General features: G+C 64.8%; 28 protein-coding genes and 1 other RNA gene. 13 read left to right on the forward strand and 16 right to left on the reverse strand.

From position 1 onward, the window contains the following. The 5 genes from QM685_RS32315 to purH form a co-directional block, all read left to right on the forward strand. Positions 1 to 933 (forward strand): M24B family metallopeptidase (locus QM685_RS32315; RefSeq protein ID WP_415123174.1); only part of this gene is annotated, 933 nt, incomplete at its 5' end. Positions 934 to 939: 6 nt separating this feature from the next. After that, positions 940 to 2,226, forward strand: a complete 1,287-nt coding sequence (locus QM685_RS32320; protein ID WP_415123176.1) for a UbiH/UbiF/VisC/COQ6 family ubiquinone biosynthesis hydroxylase — start codon at positions 940 to 942, stop codon at positions 2,224 to 2,226. Positions 2,227 to 2,475: 249 nt separating this feature from the next. Beyond that, positions 2,476 to 3,537 carry a tRNA dihydrouridine synthase DusB gene (gene dusB, locus QM685_RS32325; protein ID WP_415123178.1) on the forward strand — a complete coding sequence of 354 codons (1,062 nt, stop codon included), beginning with the start codon at positions 2,476 to 2,478 and terminating at the stop codon, positions 3,535 to 3,537. Continuing rightward, complete coding sequence (locus QM685_RS32330) at positions 3,534 to 3,767, forward strand: Fis family transcriptional regulator (protein WP_008919619.1); 234 nt, start codon at positions 3,534 to 3,536, stop codon at positions 3,765 to 3,767. Before dusB ends, QM685_RS32330 begins: the two co-directional genes overlap by 4 nt. A gap of 45 nt (positions 3,768 to 3,812) precedes the next feature. Further along, on the forward strand, positions 3,813 to 5,378 hold the full coding sequence (gene purH / locus QM685_RS32335) for a bifunctional phosphoribosylaminoimidazolecarboxamide formyltransferase/IMP cyclohydrolase (protein WP_415123180.1): 1,566 nt from the start codon (positions 3,813 to 3,815) through the stop codon (positions 5,376 to 5,378). Between the two features lie 33 nt (positions 5,379 to 5,411). Here the strand turns inward: purH and QM685_RS32340 are convergent, their stop codons facing one another. Continuing rightward, the gene (locus tag QM685_RS32340; RefSeq protein ID WP_415123182.1) at positions 5,412 to 5,651 is read right to left on the reverse strand and encodes a hypothetical protein; all 240 of its coding nucleotides are present in this window, start codon (positions 5,649 to 5,651) and stop codon (positions 5,412 to 5,414) included. A 130-nt stretch (positions 5,652 to 5,781) separates the two neighbouring features. On the opposite strand from QM685_RS32340, the gene ruvC reads away from it, so the two are divergent. The 4 genes from ruvC to QM685_RS32360 all read left to right on the forward strand — a co-directional run bounded on the left by ruvC (position 5,782) and on the right by QM685_RS32360 (position 9,087). Next, complete coding sequence (gene ruvC, locus QM685_RS32345; protein ID WP_415123184.1) at positions 5,782 to 6,324, forward strand: crossover junction endodeoxyribonuclease RuvC; 543 nt, start codon at positions 5,782 to 5,784, stop codon at positions 6,322 to 6,324. 80 nt (positions 6,325 to 6,404) lie between these two features. Then, the gene (gene ruvA, locus QM685_RS32350) at positions 6,405 to 6,986 is read left to right on the forward strand and encodes a Holliday junction branch migration protein RuvA (RefSeq protein ID WP_415123186.1); all 582 of its coding nucleotides are present in this window, start codon (positions 6,405 to 6,407) and stop codon (positions 6,984 to 6,986) included. A gap of 30 nt (positions 6,987 to 7,016) precedes the next feature. Then, the gene (gene ruvB, locus QM685_RS32355) at positions 7,017 to 8,078 is read left to right on the forward strand and encodes a Holliday junction branch migration DNA helicase RuvB (protein ID WP_415123188.1); all 1,062 of its coding nucleotides are present in this window, start codon (positions 7,017 to 7,019) and stop codon (positions 8,076 to 8,078) included. 37 nt (positions 8,079 to 8,115) lie between these two features. Next, the gene (locus QM685_RS32360; RefSeq protein ID WP_415123190.1) at positions 8,116 to 9,087 is read left to right on the forward strand and encodes an oxygenase MpaB family protein; all 972 of its coding nucleotides are present in this window, start codon (positions 8,116 to 8,118) and stop codon (positions 9,085 to 9,087) included. Between the two features lie 97 nt (positions 9,088 to 9,184). On the opposite strand, the gene QM685_RS32365 is transcribed toward QM685_RS32360, so the two are convergent. The 3 genes from QM685_RS32365 to tyrS form a co-directional block, all read right to left on the reverse strand. Beyond that, a complete protein-coding gene (locus tag QM685_RS32365; RefSeq protein ID WP_415123192.1) occupies positions 9,185 to 9,859 on the reverse strand; it encodes a histidine phosphatase family protein in 675 nt (224 codons plus the stop codon). Between the two features lie 148 nt (positions 9,860 to 10,007). Next, on the reverse strand, positions 10,008 to 10,466 hold the full coding sequence (gene dtd, locus QM685_RS32370) for a D-aminoacyl-tRNA deacylase (protein WP_415123194.1): 459 nt from the start codon (positions 10,464 to 10,466) through the stop codon (positions 10,008 to 10,010). Between the two features lie 63 nt (positions 10,467 to 10,529). Continuing rightward, positions 10,530 to 11,774 carry a tyrosine--tRNA ligase gene (gene tyrS, locus QM685_RS32375; RefSeq protein ID WP_415123196.1) on the reverse strand — a complete coding sequence of 415 codons (1,245 nt, stop codon included), beginning with the start codon at positions 11,772 to 11,774 and terminating at the stop codon, positions 10,530 to 10,532. Positions 11,775 to 11,967: 193 nt separating this feature from the next. On the opposite strand from tyrS, the gene QM685_RS32380 reads away from it, so the two are divergent. Beyond that, positions 11,968 to 13,098: an anhydro-N-acetylmuramic acid kinase gene (locus QM685_RS32380; protein WP_415123316.1), complete on the forward strand. Its 1,131-nt coding sequence runs from the start codon at positions 11,968 to 11,970 to the stop codon at positions 13,096 to 13,098. Between the two features lie 106 nt (positions 13,099 to 13,204). Here QM685_RS32380 and erpA read toward each other — a convergent pair whose 3' ends face one another. The 3 genes from erpA to rplM form a co-directional block, all read right to left on the reverse strand. Next, on the reverse strand, positions 13,205 to 13,570 hold the full coding sequence (gene erpA / locus QM685_RS32385) for an iron-sulfur cluster insertion protein ErpA (RefSeq protein ID WP_415123198.1): 366 nt from the start codon (positions 13,568 to 13,570) through the stop codon (positions 13,205 to 13,207). A gap of 233 nt (positions 13,571 to 13,803) precedes the next feature. Then, the gene (rpsI, locus tag QM685_RS32390; RefSeq protein ID WP_013090507.1) at positions 13,804 to 14,196 is read right to left on the reverse strand and encodes a 30S ribosomal protein S9; all 393 of its coding nucleotides are present in this window, start codon (positions 14,194 to 14,196) and stop codon (positions 13,804 to 13,806) included. Between the two features lie 11 nt (positions 14,197 to 14,207). Then, positions 14,208 to 14,636 carry a 50S ribosomal protein L13 gene (gene rplM, locus QM685_RS32395; RefSeq protein ID WP_013090508.1) on the reverse strand — a complete coding sequence of 143 codons (429 nt, stop codon included), beginning with the start codon at positions 14,634 to 14,636 and terminating at the stop codon, positions 14,208 to 14,210. A gap of 624 nt (positions 14,637 to 15,260) precedes the next feature. Between rplM and QM685_RS32400 the strand changes: the two genes are divergently transcribed. Beyond that, on the forward strand, positions 15,261 to 15,683 hold the full coding sequence (locus QM685_RS32400; protein ID WP_415123201.1) for an OsmC family protein: 423 nt from the start codon (positions 15,261 to 15,263) through the stop codon (positions 15,681 to 15,683). Between the two features lie 86 nt (positions 15,684 to 15,769). Here QM685_RS32400 and rnpB read toward each other — a convergent pair. From rnpB to pyrC, 3 genes are all read right to left on the reverse strand, one after another. After that, an RNA gene (gene rnpB / locus QM685_RS32405) (RNase P RNA component class A) lies at positions 15,770 to 16,174 on the reverse strand. A 74-nt stretch (positions 16,175 to 16,248) separates the two neighbouring features. After that, complete coding sequence (locus QM685_RS32410; RefSeq protein ID WP_415123203.1) at positions 16,249 to 17,112, reverse strand: DUF3025 domain-containing protein; 864 nt, start codon at positions 17,110 to 17,112, stop codon at positions 16,249 to 16,251. Between the two features lie 11 nt (positions 17,113 to 17,123). After that, positions 17,124 to 18,185 (reverse strand): dihydroorotase, encoded by a 1,062-nt coding sequence (gene pyrC, locus QM685_RS32415; protein WP_415123205.1) that lies wholly within the window; start codon positions 18,183 to 18,185, stop codon positions 17,124 to 17,126. 167 nt (positions 18,186 to 18,352) lie between these two features. On the opposite strand from pyrC, the gene QM685_RS32420 reads away from it, so the two are divergent. After that, entirely contained in the window at positions 18,353 to 19,297 is a 945-nt protein-coding gene (locus QM685_RS32420; protein WP_415123207.1) for a class II glutamine amidotransferase, read from the forward strand. 157 nt (positions 19,298 to 19,454) lie between these two features. Here QM685_RS32420 and QM685_RS32425 read toward each other — a convergent pair whose 3' ends face one another. The 6 genes from QM685_RS32425 to QM685_RS32450 all read right to left on the reverse strand — a co-directional run bounded on the left by QM685_RS32425 (position 19,455) and on the right by QM685_RS32450 (position 25,306). Further along, on the reverse strand, positions 19,455 to 20,180 hold the full coding sequence (locus QM685_RS32425; RefSeq protein WP_415123209.1) for an amino acid ABC transporter ATP-binding protein: 726 nt from the start codon (positions 20,178 to 20,180) through the stop codon (positions 19,455 to 19,457). Continuing rightward, positions 20,177 to 20,854, reverse strand: a complete 678-nt coding sequence (gltK, locus tag QM685_RS32430) for a glutamate/aspartate ABC transporter permease GltK (protein ID WP_415123211.1) — start codon at positions 20,852 to 20,854, stop codon at positions 20,177 to 20,179. Before gltK ends, QM685_RS32425 begins: the two co-directional genes overlap by 4 nt. After that, positions 20,854 to 21,594 (reverse strand): amino acid ABC transporter permease, encoded by a 741-nt coding sequence (locus QM685_RS32435; RefSeq protein ID WP_415123213.1) that lies wholly within the window; start codon positions 21,592 to 21,594, stop codon positions 20,854 to 20,856. The genes gltK and QM685_RS32435 overlap by 1 nt, the downstream gene beginning before the upstream one ends. A gap of 90 nt (positions 21,595 to 21,684) precedes the next feature. After that, on the reverse strand, positions 21,685 to 22,578 hold the full coding sequence (locus QM685_RS32440; protein ID WP_415123215.1) for a glutamate/aspartate ABC transporter substrate-binding protein: 894 nt from the start codon (positions 22,576 to 22,578) through the stop codon (positions 21,685 to 21,687). 308 nt (positions 22,579 to 22,886) lie between these two features. Further along, on the reverse strand, positions 22,887 to 24,200 hold the full coding sequence (locus QM685_RS32445) for a Glu/Leu/Phe/Val family dehydrogenase (RefSeq protein ID WP_415123217.1): 1,314 nt from the start codon (positions 24,198 to 24,200) through the stop codon (positions 22,887 to 22,889). 149 nt (positions 24,201 to 24,349) lie between these two features. Then, entirely contained in the window at positions 24,350 to 25,306 is a 957-nt protein-coding gene (locus QM685_RS32450) for a LysR family transcriptional regulator (RefSeq protein ID WP_415123219.1), read from the reverse strand. Between the two features lie 200 nt (positions 25,307 to 25,506). Between QM685_RS32450 and purB the strand changes: the two genes are divergently transcribed. Continuing rightward, positions 25,507 to 26,895, forward strand: a complete 1,389-nt coding sequence (gene purB / locus QM685_RS32455; RefSeq protein ID WP_415123221.1) for an adenylosuccinate lyase — start codon at positions 25,507 to 25,509, stop codon at positions 26,893 to 26,895. Positions 26,896 to 26,908: the final 13 nt, after the last annotated feature.

The raw sequence follows: 26,908 nt of genomic DNA on the forward strand, positions 1-26,908 counted from the left end.
GCGCAAGGCCGCGGCGGCGTCGCCGCGCCCGCCGCCGCGCGCGATCTGCTGCCGCTCCTCGACGAGATGCGGCTCGTCAAGGACGACCACGAACTCGCGATCATGCGCCGCGCCGGCCAGATTTCCGCCGCCGCGCATCGCCGCGCGATGGCCGCGTGCCGTCCCGGTATTCGCGAATACGAACTCGAGGCCGAGCTGCTCTACACGTTCCGCAAGTTCGGCGCGCAGGCGCCGGCCTATACGTCGATCGTCGCGGCGGGCGCCAACGCGTGCGTGCTGCACTACCCGGCCGGCAACGCGATCGCGCGGGACGGCGAGCTGATCCTGATCGACGCGGCCTGCGAGCTCGACGGCTACGCGTCCGACATCACGCGCACGTTCCCGGCGAACGGCCGCTTCACGCCGGCGCAACGCGAGCTGTACGACATCGTGCTCGCCGCGCAACAGGCCGCGATCGACGCGACGCGCGCCGGCGCGAGCTTCGACGACCCGCACCAGGCCGCGCTGCGCGTGCTGTCGCAGGGGCTACTCGATACCGGCATCGTCGCGCGCGACAAATTTGCGTCGGTCGACGACGTGATCGCCGAGCGCGCGTACGCGCCGTTCTATATGCACCGCACCGGCCACTGGCTCGGCATGGACGTGCACGATTGCGGCGATTACCGCGAGCGCGGCGCGCCGCGCGACGAGGCCGGCGCGCTGCCGTGGCGCACGCTGCGCGCGTCGATGACGCTCACCATCGAGCCGGGCCTCTACATCCGGCCGGCCGAGGGCGTGCCGGAGCGCTACTGGAACATCGGCATCCGTATCGAGGACGACGCGATCGTCACGCCGGACGGCTGCGAGCTGATCACGCGCGACGTGCCGGTGGCCGCGGCCGAGATCGAGGCGCTGATGCAGCAAGCGCGCGCGGCTCGGGAAGCGGGAGCGTAAGCGGCGATGAACGAAGCCTCTCCAGCGGCGGTGATCCTGAAGCCCGCCTCGCACCAGCAAGCCTTCGATTTCGACGTGACGATCGTCGGCGCCGGGCCGGTCGGCCTCGCGCTCGCCGGCTGGCTCGCGCGCCGCAGCGTGACGCGCAAACTGAAGATCGCGCTCGTCGACGCGCGCGAGCCGGAAGACTCGATCGCCGACCCACGCGCAATCGCGGTATCGCACGGCAGCCGGATGATTCTCGAGCCGCTGCACTGGGCCGCCGACGCGACCGCGATCGAGCGCATCCACGTGTCGCAGCGCGGCCACTTCGGCCGCACGCTGATCGATCATCGCGAGCACGGGCTGCCCGCGCTCGGCTACGTGCTGCGCTACGGCTCGATCGTGCACGGCCTGGCCAACGCGGTGCGCGCGACGCCGGTCCACTGGTTCCGCTCGACGTCGGCCGGCGCGCCGACCCAGGAACTCGACGGCGTCACGCTGCCGATCGAAACCGCGGGCGTCGCGCGGCAATTGCGCACGCGGATTCTGGTGAATGCCGAGGGCGGGGTGTTCGGCGATCAGAAGCGTGGCGGCGGCATAGGGAAGGATGCGGGCAAGGACGCGGCCGAGGGAGCAGTCAAAGCATCTGCCGAAGGAGCCAGCGGCACCGGCTCGCGCGACTACGGCCAGACCGCGCTGGTCGGCACGGTCACCGTGTCCGCGCCGCAGCCGCATGTCGCATGGGAGCGCTTCACGTCGCAAGGCCCGATCGCGCTGCTGCCGATGGGCGGCGTGCGCGGCGCCGACTACGCGCTCGTCTGGTGCTGCGCGCCCGACGAAGCCGCGCGCCGCGCGCAGCTCCCCGACGACGCGTTCCTGCGCGAGCTCGACGCCGCGTTCGGCGACCGCATGGGGCGCTTTACGCGCATCGTCGGACGCGCGTCGTTCCCGCTCGGACTCAACGCGGTCGACACGCTCGTGAACGGCCACGTCGTCGCGATCGGCAATGCGGCGCAGACGCTGCACCCGGTGGCCGGCCAGGGCCTGAACCTCGGTCTGCGCGACGCGCACGCGCTCGCCGATGCGCTTTCGGCCGAAGGCCCGACGCCGCTCGCACTCGCGACGTTCGCGCAACGCCGCGCGCTGGACCGGCACCTGACGATCGGCTCGACCGACACGCTCGCGCGCCTGTTCACCGTCGACTTCCCGCCGCTCGCGGTGCTGCGCGGTCTTGCGCTCACCGCGCTCGAGTTCGTGCCGCCGGTGAAAACCGCGCTCGCGCGACAGATGATGTTCGGCCAGCGCAGGTAAGCCGCCGGCTTCCGCCGCCGTGACTTTCTCGCGGCGGCGAGCGCCGTCACGGCTTTTCATACCCGCGCACGGTGGATTCATCCACGCTGCCCGGGTCTATGAACCGCGCCACTTTCATAGAAGATTTAACGGGTTACGACACGCAGATCGGCAGTCCCGCTTACCCGTTAACGCTAAAATAGTCGCTTTCCCTCGCATTTCGCGTCGCGTCGATTGTTAAATCCACACAGTCGCCGGCGCGCTCACGTCATGCCCACTCTCGGCTCTCACAATCTGCGCAACAACCTGTTCGTCGCCCCGATGGCCGGCGTGACCGACCGGCCGTTCCGCCAGTTGTGCAAGCGGCTCGGCGCGGGCTACGCGGTGTCGGAAATGGTCGCGTCGAACGCGCAGTTGTGGAAAAGCGAAAAGACCATGCGCCGCGCGAACCACGAAGGCGAGGTCGAGCCGATCGCGGTGCAGATCGCCGGCGCCGATCCGGCGATGATGGCCGAGGCGGCGCGCTACAACGTCGCGAACGGCGCGCAGATCATCGACATCAACATGGGCTGCCCGGCCAAGAAGGTCTGCAACGTCGCGGCCGGCTCGGCGCTGCTGCAGAACGAACCGCTCGTGCAGCGCATCGTCGAGGCGGTCGTGAACGCGGTCGGCGTCGGCCCCGACGCGGTGCCCGTCACGCTGAAAATCCGCACCGGCTGGAATCGGGAGAACAAAAACGCGCTGAACGTCGCGCGTCTCGCGCAAGCGGCAGGCATTTCGATGCTGACCGTGCACGGCCGCACGCGCGCCGATCTCTATCACGGCGACGCCGAATACGAAACCATCGCCGCCGTGAAAGCGGCGGTGAGCATTCCGGTCGTCGCGAACGGCGACATCACGTCGCCGCAAAAAGCGCGCGAGGTGCTCGCCGCCACCGGCGCGGACGCGCTCATGATCGGCCGCGCCGCGCAGGGCCGGCCGTGGCTGTTCCGCGAGATCGGGCACTTCCTGCAGACGGGCGAGCTGCCGCCGCCGCCGCGCATCGACGAAATCCAGCAGGTGATGAACGAGCATCTCGAGGATCACTACGCTTTCTACGGGGAATTTACCGGTGTGCGCACTGCGCGCAAGCACATCGGCTGGTACACTCGCGGCCTTTCCGGCGCCAACCTGTTCCGGCATCGCATGAATACGCTGGACACCACGCGCGAACAACTCCTCGCCGTCAACGAGTTCTTCGACGCACAAAAGGCGATCTCAGACCGCCTCGTCTACGTCGACGAATCAGCCGACGGCCAGGGCGAGGATCACACCGACCGACTAGCAGCATGAGCAAGAACAATATCGAACAATCCGTCCGCGACAGTCTGGACGTCTATTTCCAGGACCTCGACGGCTCCAATCCGCACGACGTCTACGACATGGTCATTTCATGCGTGGAAAAACCCTTGCTCGAAGTGGTGCTCGAGCAGGCCGGCGGTAACCAGTCGCTGGCCGCCGAGTATCTCGGCATCAACCGCAATACGCTGCGCAAGAAGCTGCAACAGCACGGTTTGCTGTAGTTTCCGGCGCCCTGCCACGTCTCCCTTCGGCTTTTCGTCTTCATCATGATCAAGCAAGCGCTCATCTCCGTTTCCGACAAGTCCGGCATCGTCGACTTCGCCAGATCGCTGTCGGACCTCGGCATCAGGATCCTGTCGACCGGCGGCACCGCGAAACTGCTCGCGGACGCGGGCCTGTCCGTCACCGAAGTCGCCGACTACACGGGCTTCCCGGAAATGCTCGACGGGCGCGTGAAAACGTTGCATCCGAAGGTGCACGGCGGCATCCTCGCGCGCCGCGATCTGCCCGAGCACATGGCCGCGCTCGAAAAGCACGGCATCCCGACCATCGACCTGCTGGTCGTGAACCTGTACCCGTTCGTGCAGACGGTGGCGAAGGAAGAGTGCTCGCTCGAAGACGCGATCGAGAACATCGACATCGGCGGCCCGACGATGCTGCGCTCGGCCGCGAAAAATCACCGCGACGTGACGGTCGTGGTCGACCCGGCCGATTACGCGGTCGTGCTCGACGAAATGCGCGCGAACAATAATTCAGTGTCGTACAGGACGAATTTCCGTCTCGCGACCAAGGTGTACGCACACACCGCGCAGTACGACGGCGCTATCACGAACTACCTGACGAGCCTGACCGACGAACTGCAGCACGCGTCGCGCAACGCGTACCCGTCGACCTTCAACATGGCGTTCGAGAAGGTGCAGGACCTGCGCTACGGCGAGAACCCGCACCAGAGCGCGGCGTTCTACCGCGACCTGACGGTGCCGGCCGGCGCGCTCGCGAACTACAACCAGTTACAGGGCAAGGAGCTGTCCTACAACAACATCGCCGATTCGGACGCGGCGTGGGAATGCGTAAAAACCTTCGACGTGCCGGCCTGCGTAATCGTCAAGCACGCGAATCCGTGCGGCGTCGCGCTCGGCGCGAATGCCCACGAAGCGTATTCGAAAGCGTTCCAGACCGATCCGACCTCGGCGTTCGGCGGCATCATCGCGTTCAACCGCGAAGTCGACGAAGCGGCCGCCCAGGCCGTCGCGAAGCAGTTCGTCGAAGTGCTGATCGCGCCGTCGTTCAGCGCCGAAGCGCGTCAGGTGTTCGCGGCCAAGCAGAACGTGCGTCTGCTCGAAATCGCGCTGGGCGAAGGCCACAACACGTTCGATCTGAAGCGCGTCGGCGGCGGCCTGCTGGTGCAGTCGCTCGATTCGAGAAACGTGCAGCCGCGCGAGCTGCGCGTCGTCACCAAGCGTCATCCGACGCCGAAGGAAATGGACGATCTGCTGTTCGCATGGCGCGTCGCGAAGTACGTGAAGTCGAACGCGATCGTGTTCTGCGCGAACGGCATGACGCTCGGCGTCGGCGCGGGCCAGATGAGCCGCGTGGATTCGGCGCGCATTGCCGGCATCAAGGCGCAGAACGCCGGTCTGACGCTCGCCGGCTCGGCGGTCGCGTCGGATGCGTTCTTCCCGTTCCGCGACGGCCTCGACGTGGTCGTCGCGGCGGGCGCGACCTGCGTGATCCAGCCGGGCGGCTCGATGCGCGACGACGAAGTGGTCAGCGCGGCGGACGAGCACAACATCGCGATGGTACTGACGGGTGTGCGTCACTTCCGTCATTGATTCGTGGGATCCGGCAACGGCTGCCGATCCCGCTCAATCCTCCGGCTCCTTCCTCGCGTAACCATCGCGCACGTCCGCGTGCTGGCTGATATACGTGCTCAAACCCCGCCCGCGCCGCGCAAGACGCTTCAGCTCAGCGACATGCGCGGCGCCGACACTCCGCTCCGTGTACCAATACACGACACCCGGATGAAAGCGCACCTTGATGAAATCGTCGCCGATTTCATAGGCCTCGACACCCGAGTCGCCACTGAGATTCCGGTAACGCTGCATCCGTGATCGCCTCCCGCCACGAAACCCCAGCAGTTTTTATTCCGCCGGCGTTGCCGCCAGCGGACCGCCGCGCGGCGCGTTCGTTGTAGTATCGCAGGCACCTGGTTTTTTATCGCATGTGCGGCACCTCATGAGAATTCTCGGCATCGACCCCGGCCTGCGCGTGACCGGTTTCGGCGTGATCGAACAACACGGCCACACACTGCGCTACGTCGCGAGCGGCGTGATCCGCACCGCCGACGCCGATCTGCCCTCGCGGCTCGGCACCATCTTCGAAGGCATCTCGACGCTGATCCGCGAGCACTCGCCGGATCAGGCGGCGATCGAAAAAGTGTTCGTCAACGTCAATCCGCAGTCGACGCTGCTGCTCGGCCAGGCGCGCGGCGCGGCGATCTGCGGGCTCGTCGCGAGTGGCGTGCCGGTCGCCGAATACACGGCGCTGCAACTGAAGCAGGCCGTCGTCGGTTACGGCCGCGCGACCAAGGAGCAGATGCAGCAGATGGTCGCGCGGCTGCTCAGCCTTTCGGGCATACCCGGCACCGACGCCGCCGACGCGCTCGGCATGGCGATCTGCCACGCGCACGGCGGCACGACCCTGAGCACGCTGGGCGGCATCGCGCCCACGCTGGCGAAGAAGGGACTGCGGGTGCGACGCGGGCGGCTGGTGGGCTAGGCACCCATGCGGCACCCGCGCCGCCGATTCGCTGCGCTACACTCGCCCTTTCCCACCCGACTCTAAACATCGAATCCGCCATGATCGGTCGCATTGCCGGCGTTCTGCTGGAAAAAAACCCGCCGCATCTGCTCGTCGACTGCAACGGCGTCGGCTACGAAGTGGACGTGCCGATGAGCACGTTCTACAACCTGCCGTCGACCGGCGAACGCGTCGTGCTGCTCACCCAGATGATCGTGCGCGAGGACGCGCATCTGCTGTACGGCTTCGGCACCGCGCAGGAACGCGCGACCTTCCGCGAGCTGCTGAAAATTTCCGGCATCGGCGCGCGCATGGCGCTCGCGGTGCTGTCGGGCATGAGCGTGTCCGAACTCGCGCAGACCGTCACGATGCAGGATGCGGCGCGCCTCACGCGCGTGCCGGGCATCGGCAAGAAAACGGCGGAGCGGCTGCTGCTCGAACTGAAGGGCAAGCTCGGCGCCGACCTCGGCGCGATGGCGGGCGCGGCGTCGGCGTCCGATCACGCGTCCGACATCCTCAACGCGTTGCTCGCGCTCGGCTACTCCGAGAAAGAAGCGCTCGCGGCCATCAAGAACGTGCCGGCCGGCACCGGGGTGTCCGAGGGCATCAAGCTCGCGCTGAAGGCGCTCTCAAAGGGCTAACGCCCCACCCGCGCGCGGTACAATGGCCGCATGATCGAAACCGACAAACTCGCCGCCGAGCGCATCATCGCGGCCACGCCGGCATCGCCGAACGAAGAAGCGTTCGAGCGCGCATTGCGCCCGCGCCAGCTCGAAGAATATGTCGGGCAGGAAAAAGTGCGCGGTCAGCTCGAAATCTTCATCGAGGCCGCGAGGCGTCGGTCCGAATCGCTCGACCACGTGCTGCTGTTCGGCCCGCCGGGGCTCGGCAAGACCACGCTCGCGCACATCATCGCGCGCGAGATGGGCGTCAATATGCGGCAGACGTCGGGGCCGGTGCTCGAACGCGCCGGCGACCTCGCCGCGCTCCTGACCAATCTCGAAGCCAACGACGTGCTGTTCATCGACGAAATCCACCGGCTCTCGCCGGTCGTCGAGGAAATCCTGTACCCGGCGCTCGAGGATTACCAGATCGACATCATGATCGGCGAAGGGCCGGCCGCGCGCAGCGTGAAGCTCGACCTGCAGCCGTTCACGCTGGTCGGCGCGACCACCCGCGCGGGCATGCTGACCAATCCGCTGCGCGACCGCTTCGGCATCGTCGCGCGGCTCGAGTTCTACAACGCCGAGGAGCTCGCACGCATCGTCACGCGCTCGGCGTCGCTGCTGAATGCGCAGATCCATCCGGACGGCGCGTTCGAAATCGCCCGGCGCGCGCGCGGCACGCCGCGTATCGCCAACCGGCTGCTGCGCCGCGTGCGCGACTTCGCCGAGGTGAAGGCCGACGGCAACATCACCGCGCAGGTGGCCGATGCCGCGCTCAGCATGCTCGACGTCGACGCGGTCGGCTTCGACCTGATGGACCGCAAGCTGCTCGAGGCGATCCTGCACAAGTTCGACGGCGGCCCGGTCGGCGTCGACAATCTCGCCGCAGCGATCGGCGAGGAGCGCGACACGATCGAGGACGTGCTCGAGCCGTATCTGATCCAGCAGGGTTTCCTGCAGCGCACACCGCGCGGCCGCGTCGCCACGCTGCTCACCTACCGGCACTTCGGTCTTGCCGCGCCGGATTCGTCGAGCGCGCTGCCGGGCCTGTGGGATTCGGCGAAATAAACCGCAATCAGGCGGCGCGAGAGCGAGACCGATCAGGATGTCCGACCAGACCCGACAGACCGGCTCCTCCGCCAAACCATCCAGCAGCGCCCCGAGCCGCGCATCCGGCCACTTCGCGCAGGCGTTCACGCAGCGGCTGCGCGCGAAACTCGCGGCCGGCGTCACGCATCTGACGACCGGCAGCGGCCCCGTCCTCGACTACTCGTCTCCGCCTGGCGACCCCGGCCTCTTCGGGCCCGACTCCGTGTGCTGGAAAGTCCACGCCGACTTCACGTCGATGATGACGGGTGGCATCAGCGCGCTGCTGCTGCAGGCGCTGCATCCGCTGGCGCTCGCCGGCGTGTGGGACCACTCGACTTTTCGCAGCGACATTCTCGGGCGCCTGCGCCGCACCGCGACCTTCATCGCCGGCACGACGTACGGCAGCCGGCACGACGCGCTCGCGCTGATCGAGCGCGTGAAGTCCATTCATCTCGGCGTGACCGGCATCGCGCCCGACGGCCAGTCGTATCGCGCGAGCGAGCCCGCGCTGCTGACGTGGGTGCACGTCGCGGAGGTGTCGAGCTTCATGACCGCGCATCTGCGCTATGTGAACCCGCTGCTGTCCGTCGCCGCGCAGGATCAATATTTCGCGGAAACCGCGCGTATCGCCGAAATGCTCGGCGCCACCGATATTCCGCGCTCGCGCGCCGAGATCGACGCGTACCTGCTCGCGATGCAGCCAGCGCTGGTGGCGAGCGAGCGCACTCGTGAAGTCGTCAGGATTCTGATGAACGCGCCGGCGCCGAGTCTGGCGATGCGGCCCGCCGGTGCGCTGATGCTCAGCGCCGGCGTCGACCTATTGCCCGCGTGGGCGCAGACGATGCTCGGCTTGAACCGCTACGCGGCGCTGCGCAGGACGTTCGCGCGGCCGGGGGTGCGGCTGGTTGCGCCGGTGATTCGCTGGGCGCTGGTCAATGGCGTGTCGAAGCGGGCCCGGCGACGGGCGGCGGCGCGGGAGCCGGATTGACGGGGGCTTTGTAAACCACATAGCGCTCATGCACGCCGCAAGCGCACGGCACTGGGCCGGGGACCGAGACAGGCCGCCTCATTTCATTTCTTCCGGCTTACCGCCCCGGCTCGGGCACCTTCCTGAATCCATCATCGGCGGCACTCCCCGCGCCCAGGTGCGAGACATCCGCCCACGACACGATCGTCGCGCGGCCGTCCTCGAAATCGACAACGTTCACGCTCGTGTTCAGCAGTTGATAGTCACGCGGCGCATCGAGCGGCAGGCCGCACGCGAAGCGGCGCACGCAATCGAGCACGCCGCCGTGCGTGACGCAGGCGATCCGGCCGCCCGGATGCGCGGCGATCAGCGGCTCGATGGCGTGGACGATGCGATGGTAGAACACGCGCTGCGACTCGCCTTCGGGCGGCGCGAAACCCGGATCGCGGGTTTGCCACTGTGTATACTCGTCGGGAAAACGCAGCGCGATCTCGTCGCTGTCGTGCCCCTGGAACGCGCCATACGAGCGCTCCCGCAAATCCTCGCGCAACTGCAGCGGCAGGCCGAGCGCGTCGCCGACCGGTTGCGCGGTCTGCCGCGCGCGCTGCAGGTCGCTCGAATAGATCGCGTCGAGCCGAGCGCCCTGCTTCACCTCGTCCGCGATGCGCCGCGCGAGGCGTTGCGCCTGGTCGAGCCCCGTTGTCGCTAGCGGAATGTCGATGTGGCCTTGAATGCGCTTGATGCGGTTCCAGTCGGTCTCGCCGTGCCGGATAAACAGAATCTGCGTCGTCATGAGAAGGAGATGGGCGCCGTTCGCCGGTTGTGCCGAGCCGTTATTGTCGCAAAAAGCGGCGCTCGGGTAGACAGACGCGCGTGGCGCGCCTCGGAAGATGGGCGCCACGCGGATTTGACGCACTATTGCCCTGAAACGCGTGTCAGGTTCAGGCGTTGGTCTGTAACCAGAACGTGACCGGGCCATCGTTGACGAGCGACACCTGCATGTCGGCGCCGAATTCGCCCGTCTCGACGATCGGATGCTTCGCGCGGGCGGCCGCGACGAAGTAATCGAACAGACGCTTGCCGTCGTCGGGCGGCGCGGCCGGCGTGAAGCTCGGACGCAACCCGCTGTTGGTGTCGGCCGCGAGCGTGAACTGCGACACGAGCAGCAGCCCGCCCGCGCGCCCCGCGCCATCCAGATTCTGCACCGACAGGTTCATCTTGCCGGCCGCGTCGCTGAACACGCGGTAGCCGAGCACCTTCGCGAGCAGGCGGTCGGCGGCCGCCTCGGTGTCGCCACGCTCGGCGCACACCAGCGCGAGCAGGCCCACGTCGATCGCACCGGTCACGCGGTCGGCGACGCGCACTTCGGCGCGCCGCACACGCTGGATCAGCGCGATCATCGGCCGGACTCCCGAAACGGCGTGCGGTGCGCTGCCACGGCGTGCGTCATCGTCACGCGACGCTCAAGCCGTCAGCGTCACGCGCGCAAAGCGGCGCTTGCCGACCTGCACGACGTACTCGCCGGCCTCGACCTTCAGGCCCTTGTCGGATACCGCCGTGCCGTCGATCTTCACACCACCCTGCTGGATATTGCGCAGCGCTTCGCTCGTCGACGGCACGAGGTTGGCCTGCTTCAGCAACTGGCCGATCGCGAGCGGCGCACCCGCGAGCGTCACCGCCGGAATATCGTCGGGCACGCCGCCCTTCGCGCGATGATTGAAGTCCTCGAGCGCGCGTTCGGCGTCGGCCTGCGAGTGGAAGCGCGCGACGATTTCCTGGCCGAGCATCACCTTGAAATCGCGCGGATTGCGGCCCGCCTCGATTTCTTTCCGGAAGCCGGCGATCTCGTCCATCGGACGGAACGACAGCAGCTCGAAGTAACGCCACATCAGCGTGTCGGAAATGCTCATCAGCTTGCCGAACATGTCGGTCGGCTTTTCGCTGATGCCGATGTAGTTGTTCTTCGACTTCGACATCTTCTCGACACCGTCGAGCCCTTCGAGCAGCGGCATCGTCAGGATGCACTGCTGTTCCTGGCCGTACTGCTTCTGCAGCTCGCGGCCGACCAGCAGGTTGAACTTCTGGTCCGTGCCGCCCAGCTCGAGGTCGGCGTTCAGCGCGACCGAGTCGTAGCCTTGCATCAGCGGGTACAGGAATTCGTGGATCGAGATCGGCACGCCGCTCTGGAAGCGCTTCGTGAAGTCCTCGCGCTCGAGAATGCGCGCGACCGTATAGCGCGACGCGAGCTTGATCATGCCGTCGGCGCCGAGCGGCATCGACCATTCGCTGTTGTAGCGAATTTCGGTCTTCTCGCGATCGAGCACGAGCGCGGCCTGCTCGAAATAGGTCTTCGCGTTCGATTCGATCTGCTCGCGCGTGAGCGGCGGGCGGGTCGCATTACGGCCGGACGGATCGCCGATCAGCGACGTGAAATCGCCGATCAGAAAGATCACCGTATGGCCGAGGTCCTGCAACTGGCGCATCTTGTTGAGCACGACCGTGTGGCCGATGTGGATGTCGGGCGCGGTCGGATCGAGCCCGAGCTTGATGCGCAACGGTTTGCCGGTCGCCGCGCTCCTCGCGAGCTTTTGCGCGAATTCGTCTTCGATCAGCAATTCGTCGACACCGCGTTTGGTGACGGCAAGCGCGTGACGGACTTCATCGGTGATCGGAAAGGCGGGGGTGGGCCTGGTGGACTCGGTGCTCATGCTGGAAACGTGAAGTCGCGAAAAAACAGGATTGTCCCATAGATGCGCGCCGCCGCGCCCACCGACATGCCCCGGCCGGCCCGGCAACGCGCGATTTCGATGCGGCCCGCAGCGCGCGTCGCTTATATTCGGCCGCGCTTGCGCCGATAATCTGCTACAACGAATCGCAATGAACATCGACAGGAGCAGCGACGTGGCGCAAGATCCCGCAGACGGCATCTATTTCGGGTTGATGTCGGGAACCAGCATGGACGGCGTGGACGGCGTGGCCGTCCGCTTTGCCAAAGGGAAGCCACCCGAGGTGCTGGCCGAGGCGTTCGTCGGCTTTTCGGCGGGCATCCGCGAGGCGCTCTTTGCGCTCCAGCAGCCTGGCGACAACGAGATCGAGCGCGAGGCGCTGGCCGCCAACGCGCTCGCGACGCGCTATACCGTGTGCTGCCACGATCTGCTGCGAGACAGCCGGGTGCCGGCCGACGAAGTCCGCGCGATCGGCGTGCACGGGCAGACCGTGCGGCATCGCCCTGAAAAGGGCTATACGCGGCAGATCAACAATCCGGCGCTGCTCGCGGAAATGGTGCATATCGACGTGGTCGCCGATTTCCGCAGCCGCGACGTCGCGGCCGGCGGCCAGGGCGCGCCGCTCGTGCCCGCTTTTCATGCGACGATATTCGGCGCGAAGAACGAAACGCGCGTCGTCTGCAATCTTGGCGGCATCAGCAACATCACGATCCTGAACGCGACGGGCGGCGTGCGCGGCTTCGACTGCGGGCCGGCGAACGCGCTGCTCGATGCGTGGGCCGAGCGCCACCTCGGCAAGCCGTTCGACGAAAACGGCCATTTCGCGGCGAGCGGCGAGGTGGATCGCAAGCTGCTGAACGCGTTGCTCGATGAGCCGTTCTTCTCGGAGCAGCCGCCTAAAAGCACCGGGCGCGATCTGTTCAACACCGCGTGGCTCGACGCGAAGCTCGAACCGTTCGCCGGCCTCGCTCCCGCCGACGTGCAGGCAACGCTCGTCGCGCTGACTGCGGTGACGGTCGCGCGCGAAATCGAGCGGCATGCGTCCGACGCGCGCGCGGTGTACGTGTGCGGCGGCGGCGCGCGCAATCCGGAAATCATGAAGGCGTTGCAGCAGGCGCTCGAAGACAGCGGCGTAAGCGGTGTGCCCGTGATGACGACCGACGCGCTCGGCGTGCCGCCAAGTCAGGTCGAGCCGCTCGCATTCGCGTGGCTCGCGATGCGATGTGTCGCTCGGCTGCCGGGTAACCTGCCGAGCGTCACTGGCGCGTCGGCGGAGCGAGTGTTGGGGGCGATTTATCCGCGCTGAAGGGATGGGAGTGGAGCCCGCGGCGCTGCGCGCAATTCCGCGGTAAGCAGCCAATAAAAAACGGGGCCGAAGCCCCGTTTTTTATTGGCTTGACCAGCCGTCGCGCTCAGACCGAGAACGACGAGCCGCAACCGCAGGTCGTGGTCGCGTTCGGGTTCTTGATGACGAACTGCGCGCCGTTGATGTCGTCCTTGTAATCGATCTCGGCGCCGACCAGGTACTGGTAGCTCATCGAGTCGATCAGCAACTGGACGCCGCTCTTGTTCATCACGCTGTCGTCTTCGTTGATCGTTTCGTCAAACGTGAAGCCGTATTGAAAGCCCGAGCAGCCGCCGCCCTGCACGAACACGCGCAGTTTGAGCTCCGGATTGCCTTCTTCTTCGATCAGTTGCTTGACCTTGTCAGCCGCTGCGTCGGTGAAAACGAAGGGGGCCGGCATCTCGGTCACGGGGGTATCGGTGACTGCGTTCATTCGAACTCTCCAAAAAGCTTTAACCGCTATTGTAGGGCTGATCGGAATATCGTGCTGAAGCCCACAAAATCAATGGGTTCTTCCTTGAAAGCCGGCGTAAGGCGATCCGCTGCGGCGCGATCGCACGGACCCCACCGCGAATCCTGACCAATCATAAAAAAAGCCGCCTTCGCGCATGGCGTTGGCGGCTTTTGCTGCAAACCGGCTGCAAAGCCGGTTCGCGCCCGAAACGATTAACGCTTCGAGAATTGCTTCCTGCGACGTGCCTTGTGGAAGCCGACCTTCTTACGTTCGACTTCACGAGCGTCACGCGTAACGAAGCCAGCGTTCGACAGTTGCGGCTTCAGCGTTGCGTCGTAGTCCATCAGCGCGCGGGTGATGCCGTGGCGAACCGCACCGGCTTGACCCGTTTCACCGCCACCCGTCACGTTGACCTTGATGTCGAACGTGGTGCCGTGGTTCGTGAGTTCGAGCGGCTGACGCACGATCATCAGCGACGTTTCGCGCGAGAAGTAGTCGGCGATGGGCTTGCCGTTCACGACGATATCGCCCTTGCCAGCCTTGATGAAGACGCGTGCGACGGCGCTCTTGCGGCGGCCCGTGCCGTAATTCCAGTTACCGATCATGTGGGCTCCCCTTAGATCTCGAGCGCCTTCGGCTGTTGTGCCGAATGCGGATGCGTTGCGTCAGCGTAGACCTTCAGCTTCTTGATCATCGCGTAGCCGAGCGGGCCCTTCGGCAGCATGCCCTTGACCGCCTTCTCGAGCGCGCGGCCCGGGAAGCGTTCCTGCATCTTGCCGAACGTCGTTTCATAGATACCGCCCGGGTAGCCCGAGTGACGGTAATACTTCTTGTCGGTAACCTTGTTGCCCGTGACCTTCAGCTTGCCAGCGTTGATGACGATGATGAAATCACCGGTGTCGACGTGGGGAGTGAATTCAGGCTTGTGCTTGCCGCGAAGACGGTGTGCCACTTCGCTGGCGACACGCCCGAGAACCTTATCCGTCGCGTCAATCACGTACCATTCGCGCGTCACCTCATGGGCTTTTGCGGAAAACGTCTTCATGATCGATCCAAAAAAATTGCTGCGCCCAATGTGTTTTTTCCTGCTTGTAGTGTGCGCATCGAGGCGCGTGCAGGCTCTCCCTGGTTCTTCTTCCGCGGGCGCGGATGCGGAAAAGCCCTGAATTATAAAGGAATTTGCGTCGACAAGTCAAAGCGTGCGAGGAGTCCAGCGCAACGAAGCGAAACGCGGTGAAACAGCACGGACGAAAAAAAACCCGAACGAGCGGTTCGGGTTTAATCCACCAAAGGAGGAGGTGGAGGAGACAGCGGAAGTTGCAAACCTGCTGCAACGATGAAGTGATTATATGAGGCACCCTTGTGCGACGCAAGAATATTTGCATTACGAAATTCACTCTCATAATGCGAGAAAATAATGATCTACTCCGAATCGAGAAATTTCCTTTTAAATCAATCATCAAGCTTCTAAAAATCCGATCTGCATCAGACATCGAATAGAGTTAAACCCCTAAAGTGATAGGGACATTCCCGCATCCCCTGTCTATTCCGCGTCGCAACACCAAATCAATCATCAGACAGAATCTGGCGACGCAGCCGGTCTCGTACGGATCGTCAAACACCGGGCTACAATGCCGTCTCGAATAGCGATGCGCGGTGGAGCAACAGCATGGAATGCAAAGTAAGCTGGATGGGGCAGGACGGGATGGCGTTCGCGGCCGAGACGGGCAGCGGCCATCTGGTGGCAATGGACGGCGCGCCTGAAGGCGGCGGCCGCAATCTGGCGCCGCGTCCGATGGAAATGGTGCTGCTCGGCACGGGCGGCTGCACGGCCTACGACGTGGTAATGATCCTGAAGAAGAGTCGCCAGGAAATCGCCGGCTGCTCGGTGACGTTGAAAGCAGAACGCGCGAGCGAAGACCCGAAGGTGTTCACGAAGATCCACTTCCACTTCACCGTGACCGGCAAGAATCTGAACCCGTCCACCGTCGAGCGCGCGATCAATCTGTCGCATGACAAATACTGTTCGGCGTCGATCATGATCGCGAAGACCGCCGAACTCACGCATTCGTTCGACATCGTCGCGACCTGAGCGCCACGACAGCAGCCTCGGCCGCTACGAACGGCTCAAATGAAAAAATGCCGGCGTCCACATGGACGCCGGCATTTTTTATTCAGCGGCAAAGCAGGCCGATAAGCCGGATTCTGTGCACACGCCGCGTCCGAAGACGCGGCGCGCGTGGCAGTCATTCCTCTAGGCGCGCCATTACTGACGCGCTCAAGCTTCCTACCCGCAGACGAGACGGGGGCCCCGTCCTGCATCGCGAAGATGCGCGCCTGCCTACTTGGAATTGCTCCGGGTGGAGGTTACCATGCCGGTCTGCCTTGCGGCAGCCGCGGTGCGCTCTTACCGCACCGTTTCACCCTTACCTGATCCCGGCTTGCGCCGGGCCATCGGCGGTTTGCTTTCTGTTGCCCTGTTCCGCGTGTCGCCACGGATGGCCGTTAGCCATCACCCTGCCCTGTGGAGTCCGGACTTTCCTCGCCCTCGTTGGCCGAAGCCGCGACTGCCTGGCCTGCTTTGCTGGCGCGGATTTTAACACCGAACGGCGGTATTGCCGATGGCCGGCTGAAAGGGTTGAAGGAGCACGCAGCGCCTAGCGCTGGCGCCGCCCCGCGCGAAACACGGCAGCGTCGTCGTAAAACGCGGGCGATTCGTTGTCGGGCCACCAGCCGGGAATGCCGAGCACCGGCAGTGGTGCGAACATGCGACTGGTCAGTGCCGGAGTTTCCAGCAGCGCCGCGCTCACCGCTTCGTCGAGCCATGCGTCCCGCGCGGCGGTGTCCCATTCGAAGTACGCGGCGGGCACGTCGACGATCCATGCATGCGCGGTGCAGCCCTTGAACGGCACAATCAGCTTTTCCAGCAGCGCATGGCCGAAGCAGCGCACTTCGCAGTGGCGTCCCCATGCGTCGCGCCGCGTGACGAACAGCGTCCGCCAGTCGAAACCGCGCAGCGCGGCGCTCAATGCCGGATCGGCGCAGGCGAACAGCAGCGCGTTTTCGTCGAAGAGGGTCAGCATGTCGCGCACACCGCCGCGCGTCGGACCGACGCCGAGCACGTCGAGCTCCGCCGACTGCCGCGTGTTCAGCGCCGCCTTGATGCGCGGAAACGCAAACCACATCGAGCCGTTGAAGAAGTCGTGCAGATTGTGGCGCGTCGGCACGCAGCCAGTCGACGCGATATGCGCCTCGTATGCGGCGCCCGGCGGCAGATCGTCCTGCGCGATGAACGCGAGACGTTGGCCGCGCCCGGTGGTTTGCCGCATCCGGGCGGCATCGGCGTTCATCGCGGCAAGCAGCTCCGCGTAGCCCGTGAGCGCGGCGCGCTGCCAGCGCTGACCGTGGCCGGAGAATTGCGCGAACCAGGGTCTCGACCAGTCGATTGCGGCGAAGACGGATTGTTGCGGTTCATGCACGGTTTCATCCGCGGCACCCTGCCCGGTCCCACGCTCCGGCATCTACCGCGACCTCACACCAGACGCCAACCGATCGACTCACCGCCACGTAGCGGCACGACCGGCGTATCGCCCGCGGGCAGCTCCGCCGGCAGCGTCCATTCCTCACGGCGCAGCGTGACCTGCTCCGTATTGCGCGGCAAACCGTAGAAATCCGCGCCGTGGAAGCTCGCGAAGCCTTCGAGTTTGTCGAGCGCGCCGGCCTTGTCGAACGCTTCGGTATAGAGCTCGAGCGCGTGCAGCGCCGTGTAGCAGCCCGCGCAGCCGCATGCGTGCTCCTTCAGCCCCTTCGGATGCGGCGCGCTGTCGGTGCCGAGGAAGAAGCGCGGATTGCCCGAAGTCGCCGCCTCGACGAGCGCGACGCGATGCGTCTCGCGCTTCAACACAGGCAGACAGTAGTAATGCGGACGAATGCCGCCCTGGAAAATCGCGTTGCGGTTGTACAGTAGATGGTGCGCGGTGATCGTCGCGCCAAGCAGGTCCGGCGCGGCGCCGGCTTCGCGGATGTAGTCGACCGCGTCTTTCGTCGTGATGTGCTCGAACACGACCTTCAGCGCCGGAAACTCGCGGCGCAGCGGCGTCATCACGCGGTCGATGAAAACCTTCTCGCGATCGAACAGATCGATATCCGAATCCGTGACCTCGCCGTGCACGAGCAACGGCATGCCGGTTTCCTGCATCGCTTCGAGCGTCTTCGCGCACTTCATCAGATCGGTGACGCCCGCGTCCGAGTTCGTCGTCGCGCCCGCCGGGTACAGCTTCACGCCATGCACGAAGCCGCTTTCACGCGCGCGGCGGATTTCGTCGGGCGGCGTGTTGTCGGTCAGGTACAGCGTCATCAGCGGCTCGAACTTCGCCCCCTCGGGAATCGCGGCGACGATGCGCTCGCGATACGCGTGCGCCATCGCGGTGGTCGTGACCGGCGGCTTCAGGTTCGGCATGATGATCGCGCGGCCGAACTGGCGCGCGGTATCGGGCAGCACCGCCGCCAGCATCGCGCCGTCGCGGACGTGCAGGTGCCAGTCGTCCGGGCGGACGAGCGTGATGGAATCGGAGGAAAGGTTGGAAGCGGTCATGGCAACGGGGAAACGAGACTTCGCGCGCACAGCCGATCGACCTGGTCAAACCGCGCTGTTGCGGCCCGAACACACGTCAATTTTGCTATTTGGCGTCTCCGGCTCGGTGATATGCTTGGAAAGTCATTATTGTAACGGCTCGCTCCGTTCACAGGCTCACCTGCAACATGTGCCAACTTCTCGGAATGAACTGCGCCGCGCCCACGGACGTCACGTTCTCCTTCACCGGCTTTGCGGCGCGCGGCGGCGTCACCGATCACCACGCCGACGGCTGGGGTATCGCTTTCTTCGAAGACAAGGCCTGCCGCCTCTTTATCGATCATCAATCGTCGGCCACCTCGCCGATCGCCGAGATGGTCAAGCGCTACCCGATCAAATCGAAAAACACCATCGCGCATATCCGCAAGGCGACGCAGGGACATATCCTGCTCGAAAACTGCCACCCGTTCATGCGCGAACTGTGGGGGCGTCACTGGATCTTCGCGCACAACGGCGATCTGCAAGACTATGCCCCTGAATTGACGGGCGTATACCAGCCGGTCGGCACGACCGACAGTGAACTCGCGTTCTGCGCGCTGCTGCAAGGTTTGCGCAAGGCTTTTCCGGGCGCGCAGCAGCCGCCGCTCGAAGAGCTGTTCGCCGCGCTCGAATCGCTCGCGCGCGAAATCACGCAGTACGGCGTGTTCAATTTCCTGATGTCGAACGGCCAGGCGCTGTTCGCGCATTGCTCGACGCATCTGCACTATCTCGTGCGGTGCTGGCCGTTTTCGACCGCGCATCTGGTCGACGCGGACGTATCGATCGATTTCGCCAAGTACACGACGCCGGAAGACCGCGTCGCGGTAATCGCAACCCAGCCGCTGACCGACAACGAAGTGTGGACCGCGTTCGCACCGGGCGATCTGCTGATGTTCCAGCATGGCGAGGTGATCGGCCGCGCCAACCTGCCGGTGCCGGCGTCGGTGCTCGACAAGCTGCGCAATCCGGCGCTCGACGCGTCGGCTTCGGCAACGACGATCGCGGCATCGACGGGCACCAGCGCGACCACGATCCCGTCCGACAGCGAAACCGATCTCGAAGCCGCCGACGACGCGGCAGCCTTCGAGTCATAAGCGGGCAAGCGCCGGTGGTACGACACCGCGCGAGCCGCGCGAACCAGATCTCGCCGCGAGAAACATCAGGCGCTCCCAACGAAAAAGCCGCTCCGGAGAGCGGCTTTTTCGCATCCGGCGCGAGACCGGACGAAGACCCGCGCGTGAACGTGAACCCTCAGTGCAGAATTTTCGCGAGAAAATCTTTCGCCCGATCCGACTTCGGATTCGCGAAGAAGTCTTCCTTGCGGTCGTCTTCGACGATCAAGCCCTTGTCCATGAAGATCACGCGGTGCGCGACCTTCTTCGCAAAGCCCATTTCGTGCGTCACGCACATCATCGTCATGCCTTCCCGCGCGAGTTCGACCATCACGTCGAGCACTTCGTTGATCATCTCCGGGTCGAGCGCCGAAGTCGGCTCGTCGAACAGCATCGCGATCGGGTCCATCGACAGCGCGCGCGCAATCGCCACGCGCTGCTGCTGACCGCCCGACAACTGCCCCGGATACTTGTCCGCGTGCGCGCGCAGACCCACGCGTTCGAGCAGCGTCAGGCCCTTCGCGGTCGCCTCGTCGTTCGAGCGGCCGAGCACCTTGATCTGCGCGAGTGTCAGGTTCTGCACGATCGACAGATGCGGAAACAGCTCGAAGTGCTGGAACACCATGCCGACCTTCGAGCGCAGCTTCGACAGATTGGTTTTCTTGTCCGTCAGCGACTGGCCGTTGATGACGATCTCGCCCTTCTGGAACGGCTCGAGGCCGTTGACGGTCTTGATCAGCGTGGATTTGCCCGAGCCCGACGGCCCGCACACCACGACTACTTCGCCTTTTTTGACTTCCGTCGTGCAGTCGGTCAGCACCTGGAACTGGCCGTACCACTTCGAAACATTCTTGATAGAGATCATCTTGCGACCTTTTTCTGAAGACCTTTGACGAGGCTCGACGCGATCACGCAGATCACGAAATAACACGCGCCCGCGAACAGTACCATCTCGACATTCGTGCCGTCACGGTCGCCAATATTCGTGGCGGTGCGGAAAAAGTCGGCGAGGCTGATCACGTAGACGAGCGACGTGTCCTGGAACAGCACGATACCTTGGGTGAGCAGCAGCGGCACCATCGCGCGGAACGCCTGCGGCAGCACGATCAGGCGCATCGCCTGCGGGTAGGTCATGCCGAGCGCGAACGACGCGTTGACCTGGCCGCGCGGCACCGCCTGAATGCCGGCGCGGATGATCTCCGAATAGTACGCCGCCTCGAACAGCGAAAACGCGACCATCGCCGACGCGAGCCGGATGTCGATGTCCGCCGACAGACCGAGCACGCTTTGCAATACCTGCGGCACGATCAGGAAGAACCACAGCAGCACCATCACGAGCGGGATCGAACGGAAGATCGTCACGTAGCCCTTCGCGAACCACTCGAAGGGTTTGATCGACGACAGCCGCATGATCGCGAGAATGGTGCCCCAGATGATGCCGAACACGATCGCGATCAGCGTGATCTTGAGCGTGACGATGGCGCCGGTCCACAGCGTAGGCAGCGCGCCCGGAATACCGCTCCAGTCGAAATGATGCATCACTTGCCTCCTATATAGCCGGGCAGCCGGGTTCTTGCTTCGACCCAGCGCATCAGTTGCATCACGATCAGGTTGATCAGCATGTACGCGACCGTAACCGCGATGAACGACTCATAGGTCTGCGACGTGTAGTCGACCAGTTGGCGCGCCTGCGCGGACAAATCGAGCAGACCGATCGTCGAGGCGACCGCGGAGTTCTTGAAGATATTCAGAAACTCGGAGGTGAGCGGCGGCACGATGATCCGGTACGCGACCGGCAGCAGCACGTAGCGGTACGTCTGCCATTGCGTGAAGCCCACCGCGAGACCGGCGGCGCGCTGGCCGCGCGGCAGCGCGTTGATGCCCGAGCGCACCTGCTCGCACACGCGCGCGGCGGTGAAGAGCCCGAGACAGATGATCGACGACGAAAAAAACTGCACGCCGGGCGGCAACTGCTTGAACCAGGTGCCGATCGAAACGGGCAGCAATTCCGGTATTACCAGATACCAGATGAAGAACTGCACGATCAGCGGAATATTGCGGAAGATCGCGACGTAGACGGTGCCGATGCCCGACGCCCATTTGTTCGGCACCGTGCGCAGCACGCCGAAGAACGAACCGACGATCAGCGCGATCACCCATGCCGACAGCGACACGGTGACCGTCACCCATAGCCCCGAGAGCAGCCAGCCCAGATAGGTAGTGGGCTCGCCGGTGGAGACGGGACTCAGCAGAATGCCCCAGTTCCAGTGATATGACATAACCAAGACTCCAGCAAAAAGAAACGGAAGAAGCGCGTGGCCCCTTCCGTTCCGTTCAGCGTTTCGAAAGTGTCGAAAAGCGGCTAAGGTTTAGTCGATTGCCTTGTCATTCGGGTTCTTGAACAGCGCCTTCATGTCGTCGCTCATCGGGAAGTTCAGGTTCAGGCCCTTCGGCGGGATCGGCGATTCGAACCAGCGCTTGTAGATCGTGTCGCCTTCGCCGGAAAGCTGGGTCTTCGCGATCGCGTCGTCGGCGACCTTCTTGAACTCCGGATCGTTCTTGCGCAGCATGCAGCCGTAAGCCTCACGCGATTGCGGCGTGCCGACGATCACGAAATCGTTCGGGTTGTTCGACTTCGCGCGCTCGCCGGCGAGCAGCGCGTCGTCCATCATGAACGCCGCGGCGCGGCCCGTCGACAGCGTCAGGAACGACTCGCCGTGATCCTTCGCGCTAATGATGTTCATGCCCATGTTCTTGTCCTGGTTCATCTTGCGAAGCAGGCGCTCGGACGTGGTGCCGGCGGTCGTCACGACCGTCTTGCCCTTCAGATCCGGGAAGTCCTTGATGCCGGAATCCTTCCTGGTCATCAGACGCGTGCCGATCACGAAGATCGTGTTCGTGAACGCGGCCTGCTGCTGGCGCTCGAGGTTATTGGTGGTGGAGCCGCATTCGATGTCGACCGTGCCGTTCTGCACGAGCGGAATGCGGTTTTGCGACGTGACCGGAACCAGCTTCACCTTCAGGTTCGGCATGTTCAGCTTCTGCTTGACGGCTTCGACCACCTTCATCGCGAATTCCTGCGAGTAGCCGATCACGTTCTGCTTGTCGTCGTAATACGAAAACGGAATCGACGATTCGCGGTGGCCCAGCGAAATCACGCCCGTGTCCTTGATCTTTTTCAGCGTGCCCGAATCTTGCGCATGCGCGCCGACCGTCAACAATCCGAGAGTAGCGAGCAGCAGCGCAGCTTTTTTAACCTTCATCTTGATCTCCTTGGCAAGAACCGGCGCCAGTTTAGCAAAGTAATTTTTCTGAAAGTATTGCTATTAACCATGCTGTTGCGCGCACGCCGCGAAGGATCACGGCGCCGGCGCGCGAGCCCTTCGCGGATATGCAAAGGCGGGCGGCATCGCTCACGATGCCGCCCGCCGGTCCGGGGCCTGTACGCCGTCTCGTGGACGGCGCTCACGCATGAAAAAGGGGGGCCGCGCCGCCCAGGCCAAGGCCGGGCCGCGCAACCGCCGTTTCAGACAACCTCAAACGGTATCAAAACAGGCTCGGGCAGAGCCGATCAGGGGTACAGGCCGCGCATTTCGCGCGCTTGCAGAATCCGCTTGCACGCGACGATGAACGCCGCGGTCCGCACCGACACGTTCTGCTCGCTCGACACCTGCCACACCGCGGCAAATGCTTCACGCATCACGCGCTCGAGACGCTCGTTGATCTCGTCCTCGGTCCAGAAGAAGCTCGAGAAATCCTGCACCCACTCGAAATAGGACACCGTCACACCGCCCGCATTCGCGACCACGTCCGGAATCACGAGGATGCCGCGATCGTGCAGGATGTCGTCGGCGCCCGTCGTGGTCGGGCCGTTCGCGCCTTCCACGATGATCTTCGTCCTGATCTTGCCGGCGTTCTTTTCGGTGATCTGGTTTTCGAGCGCCGCCGGAATCAGGATGTCCGATTCGACCGTCCAGAACTCTTCGTTCGTCGCCGCGTCCGCTTCCGGGAAACCGCCGACGCCGCCCGTCTTCGCGACGTACTCGAGCAGCGCGACCGCGTCGATGCCGGTCGACTTGTACAGCGAGCCGGTGTGGTCCTGCACCGCGACGACCTTCGCGCCCGCTTCCTGGAACAGACGCGCGGCGATCCCGCCGACGTTGCCGAAGCCCTGCACCGCGATGCGCGCTCCCTCGATGTCGAAGCCGATGCGGCGCGCCGCTTCGCAGCCGACCACGAACACGCCGCGGCCGGTCGCCTCGCGGCGGCCGAGCGAGCCGCCGAGCGTGATCGGCTTGCCGGTCACGACGCCGGTGGCCGTCTGGCCCTGGTTCATCGAGTAGGTGTCCATCATCCACGCCATGATCTGCTCGTTCGTGTTCACGTCCGGCGCGGGAATGTCGGTATTCGGTCCGATGATGATGCCGATTTCGCTCGTGTAGCGGCGCGTCACGCGCTCCAGCTCGCCACGCGACAGCGTGCGCGGATCGACGCGGATACCGCCCTTCGCGCCGCCGTACGGCACGTTCACCGCCGCGTTCTTCACCGACATCCACGCCGACAGCGCCATCACTTCCGAGAGCGTCACGTCCTGGTGATAACGCACGCCGCCCTTGCCCGGACCGCGCGACACGTTGTGCTGCACGCGATAGCCTTCGAAGTGCGCGACCGTGCCGTTATCGAGTTCGATAGGCACGTCGACGATCAGGATGCGCTTCGGGCGCTTCAGGGTTTCGAGCCAGCGGGACAGCGAGCCGAGATACGGCGCGACGCGGTCGACCTGGCGCAGGTAGTTGCCCCAGGGGCCGAGGTTTTCGCTATTGAGGTAGGAGGGAACGGACTGCAACGTTGTGGCGATTTGTGCGGCTTCTTGCTGGGATGACATGAACGCTCCGGCGTTGAACGAATACGTGCATTGTGGGAAAACGCCATTTTGAAATCCAATGCCGTTTCCTTATCCCGTTATGTTTTTCTTGCATAACGTTCGGAAAGCCGCAAATTCGCGTCGTCGGGACGCAGGTTCGATTCCGGTTTTCATGCCGCGCCGCGCCGCAATTCCTCCGACACCACATCCCACAACTGCCGCACGAGAAGCTGGCGCGCGTCGTCGCTGTGCGCCGCCAGCTTGTCGCGGTACAGGCGGATTTCCATGCTCAGCGTGAGCTGTCCTTCCGGCGTGCCGCGCGTCGCGCGGTCGAGACGGATCAGCCGGCCTTCGGCCACCGCATCCTCCACCGCGCTATGCGGCAGGAACGCGATGCCGTGGCCGGCGAGCGTCATCGCCTTGAGCCCCTCGGCCATGTCGGTTTCATACAGCCGGTCGAGATACAGGCGCTCCGGCGCGTTGGCGAGAATCACCTCGGTCATGCGCCCGAGGTACGCGTTCGGCGTATACGACAGATACGGCGCGGGCGCGTCGGCGGTACCCGGCAGCGTGTGGCGCGGGCGGCCCGCGCGGGACGGCGCCGAAAACGGGCTGATCGGCTCGTGGCCGAGCGTCAGCATGTCGTAGCGGCCCGGGTCGAGCGCGACCGGATGGCTCGGATGGTGGTAGCCCATCATCAGATCGCAGCCGCCCTCCACCAGCGACAATGCCGCGTCGTGCACGTTCAGCGCGCGCAGCCGGGTGTGAATCGTGCCCGTGCGCGCTTCGATGCGCTGCAGCCAGCGCGGGAAATAGGTCAGCGATAGCGTGTGCGGCACCGCGAATTCGATCGTCGCCTGCGGCGTCGCCGTATGCCCGCGCAGCAGCACGCGGGCCTCGTGGAATTGCGACAGCATCGCGAGCGCCTGCTCGTTGAACACCTGGCCGGCCGCGGTGAGCCGCGTCGGGTAAACCGAACGGTCGATCAGTTCGGTGCCGAGCCACGCTTCGAGCGCCTGGATCCGGCGCGAGAAAGCCGGCTGCGTGACATGCCGCAATTCCGCCGAGCGGCTGAAACTACGCGTTTCCGCGAGCGAAATGAAGTCTTCGAGCCATTTCAGTTCCATGCGATTGCGCTTGCCGGCGGGAGGGAAGAAGTCTGCATTCTAGCGGCGCGGCGTGCGCGGATGCGGCCCCGCAAGGCTCCACGGGGCCCCACGACGGCCCCAGCGGACAGCGGAGCGCCCGATACACGGTGGTAAAATGCGCGGTTCCCTCCGTTTCCGATCCGCTCCCCGAGCGCTCAACGCTTCCACCCGCCTCCATCATGTCCGACACCCACCCCGATACCCTGTTCGCGCTGAACGCGCTCTCCCCGCTCGACGGCCGCTACGCGTCGAAAACCGAAGCCCTGCGCGACTGGCTCTCGGAAGCCGCTTTCATGCGCAATCGCGTAACGGTTGAAATCCACTGGCTGATCGCGCTGTCGCGCGCCGGTTTCGCCGAAGTGCCGCGCTTCTCCGAGGCGTCCGAGCAGTTCCTGCTGCAACTGGCCGAGCGTTTCACCGCGCACGACGCCGCGCGCATCAAGGAAATCGAGCGCGTGACCAATCACGACGTGAAGGCGGTCGAATACTGGCTGAAGGAATCGGTCAAGGGTCGGGAAGAGCTGGAGCGCGCAAGCGAGTTCATCCACTTCGCGTGCACGTCGGAAGACATCAACAACACGTCGCACGGCCTGATGCTCGCCGGCGCGCGCGAACACGTGATCCTGCCGGCGCTGCGCTCGGTGCATCAGCGTCTCGTCGCGCTCGCGCACGCGCAGGCCGCCCAGCCGATGCTGTCGCGCACGCATGGCCAGCCGGCCAGCCCGACCACGCTCGGCAAGGAAATCGCCAACGTCGCCGCGCGTCTCGCGCGCGCAATCGACCGTATCGCGAAGGTCGAGCTGCTCGGCAAGATGAACGGCGCGGTCGGCAACTTCAACGCGCACCTGTCCGCGTATCCGGAGTTCGACTGGGAAGCGTTCTCGAAGGACGTCGTCGAAAATCGCCTGAAGCTCACGTTCAACCCGTACACGATCCAGATCGAACCGCACGACTACATGGCCGAGCTGTTCGACGCGGTCTCGCGCGCGAACACGATCCTGCTGGATCTGGATCGCGATGTGTGGGGCTACATCTCCCTCGGCTACTTCAAGCAGCGCACCAAGGCCGGCGAAATCGGCTCGTCGACGATGCCGCACAAGGTCAACCCGATCGACTTCGAAAACTCCGAAGGCAACCTCGGCCTCGCCAACGCGACGCTGCGCCACCTCGCCGACAAGCTGCCGGTGTCGCGCTGGCAGCGCGACCTGACCGACTCGACGGTGCTGCGCAACATCGGCGTCGCGTTCGGCTACTCGCTGCTCGCGTACGACTCGCTGATCCGCGGCCTCGACAAGCTCGAAGTGAACGCGCAGCGTCTGAACGAAGACCTCGACAATTGCTGGGAAGTGCTGGCCGAGCCGGTGCAGACCGTGATGCGCCGTTACGGCATCGAGAACCCGTACGAGCAACTGAAGGAACTCACGCGCGGCAAGGGCATCACGCGTGAAGCGCTGCAGAGCTTCGTCGGCGGTCTTGCGATTCCGCAAGATGCGAAGGACCGTCTGCTCGCGATGACGCCGGCGTCGTACATCGGCAACGCCGTCGAGCTGGCGAAGCGGATCGGCTGATCTGCGACGGCGC

It is taken from the genome of Paraburkholderia sp. (assembly GCF_047605525.1).
Lineage (GTDB): Bacteria > Pseudomonadota > Gammaproteobacteria > Burkholderiales > Burkholderiaceae > Paraburkholderia.

Coding starts and splice junctions, on each gene's coding strand:
- QM685_RS32320 (WP_415123176.1), top strand. CDS start 940: ATGAACGAAGCCTCTCCAGCGGCGGTGATCCTGAAGCCCGCCTCGCAC.
- dusB (WP_415123178.1), top strand. CDS start 2,476: ATGCCCACTCTCGGCTCTCACAATCTGCGCAACAACCTGTTCGTCGCC.
- QM685_RS32330 (WP_008919619.1), top strand. CDS start 3,534: ATGAGCAAGAACAATATCGAACAATCCGTCCGCGACAGTCTGGACGTC.
- purH (WP_415123180.1), top strand. CDS start 3,813: ATGATCAAGCAAGCGCTCATCTCCGTTTCCGACAAGTCCGGCATCGTC.
- QM685_RS32340 (WP_415123182.1), bottom strand. CDS start 5,651: ATGCAGCGTTACCGGAATCTCAGTGGCGACTCGGGTGTCGAGGCCTAT.
- ruvC (WP_415123184.1), top strand. CDS start 5,782: ATGAGAATTCTCGGCATCGACCCCGGCCTGCGCGTGACCGGTTTCGGC.
- ruvA (WP_415123186.1), top strand. CDS start 6,405: ATGATCGGTCGCATTGCCGGCGTTCTGCTGGAAAAAAACCCGCCGCAT.
- ruvB (WP_415123188.1), top strand. CDS start 7,017: ATGATCGAAACCGACAAACTCGCCGCCGAGCGCATCATCGCGGCCACG.
- QM685_RS32360 (WP_415123190.1), top strand. CDS start 8,116: ATGTCCGACCAGACCCGACAGACCGGCTCCTCCGCCAAACCATCCAGC.
- QM685_RS32365 (WP_415123192.1), bottom strand. CDS start 9,859: ATGACGACGCAGATTCTGTTTATCCGGCACGGCGAGACCGACTGGAAC.
- dtd (WP_415123194.1), bottom strand. CDS start 10,466: ATGATCGCGCTGATCCAGCGTGTGCGGCGCGCCGAAGTGCGCGTCGCC.
- tyrS (WP_415123196.1), bottom strand. CDS start 11,774: ATGAGCACCGAGTCCACCAGGCCCACCCCCGCCTTTCCGATCACCGAT.
- erpA (WP_415123198.1), bottom strand. CDS start 13,570: ATGAACGCAGTCACCGATACCCCCGTGACCGAGATGCCGGCCCCCTTC.
- rpsI (WP_013090507.1), bottom strand. CDS start 14,196: ATGATCGGTAACTGGAATTACGGCACGGGCCGCCGCAAGAGCGCCGTC.
- rplM (WP_013090508.1), bottom strand. CDS start 14,636: ATGAAGACGTTTTCCGCAAAAGCCCATGAGGTGACGCGCGAATGGTAC.
- QM685_RS32400 (WP_415123201.1), top strand. CDS start 15,261: ATGGAATGCAAAGTAAGCTGGATGGGGCAGGACGGGATGGCGTTCGCG.
- QM685_RS32410 (WP_415123203.1), bottom strand. CDS start 17,112: ATGCCGGAGCGTGGGACCGGGCAGGGTGCCGCGGATGAAACCGTGCAT.
- pyrC (WP_415123205.1), bottom strand. CDS start 18,185: ATGACCGCTTCCAACCTTTCCTCCGATTCCATCACGCTCGTCCGCCCG.
- QM685_RS32420 (WP_415123207.1), top strand. CDS start 18,353: ATGTGCCAACTTCTCGGAATGAACTGCGCCGCGCCCACGGACGTCACG.
- QM685_RS32425 (WP_415123209.1), bottom strand. CDS start 20,180: ATGATCTCTATCAAGAATGTTTCGAAGTGGTACGGCCAGTTCCAGGTG.
- gltK (WP_415123211.1), bottom strand. CDS start 20,854: ATGCATCATTTCGACTGGAGCGGTATTCCGGGCGCGCTGCCTACGCTG.
- QM685_RS32435 (WP_415123213.1), bottom strand. CDS start 21,594: ATGTCATATCACTGGAACTGGGGCATTCTGCTGAGTCCCGTCTCCACC.
- QM685_RS32440 (WP_415123215.1), bottom strand. CDS start 22,578: ATGAAGGTTAAAAAAGCTGCGCTGCTGCTCGCTACTCTCGGATTGTTG.
- QM685_RS32445 (WP_415123217.1), bottom strand. CDS start 24,200: ATGTCATCCCAGCAAGAAGCCGCACAAATCGCCACAACGTTGCAGTCC.
- QM685_RS32450 (WP_415123219.1), bottom strand. CDS start 25,306: ATGGAACTGAAATGGCTCGAAGACTTCATTTCGCTCGCGGAAACGCGT.
- purB (WP_415123221.1), top strand. CDS start 25,507: ATGTCCGACACCCACCCCGATACCCTGTTCGCGCTGAACGCGCTCTCC.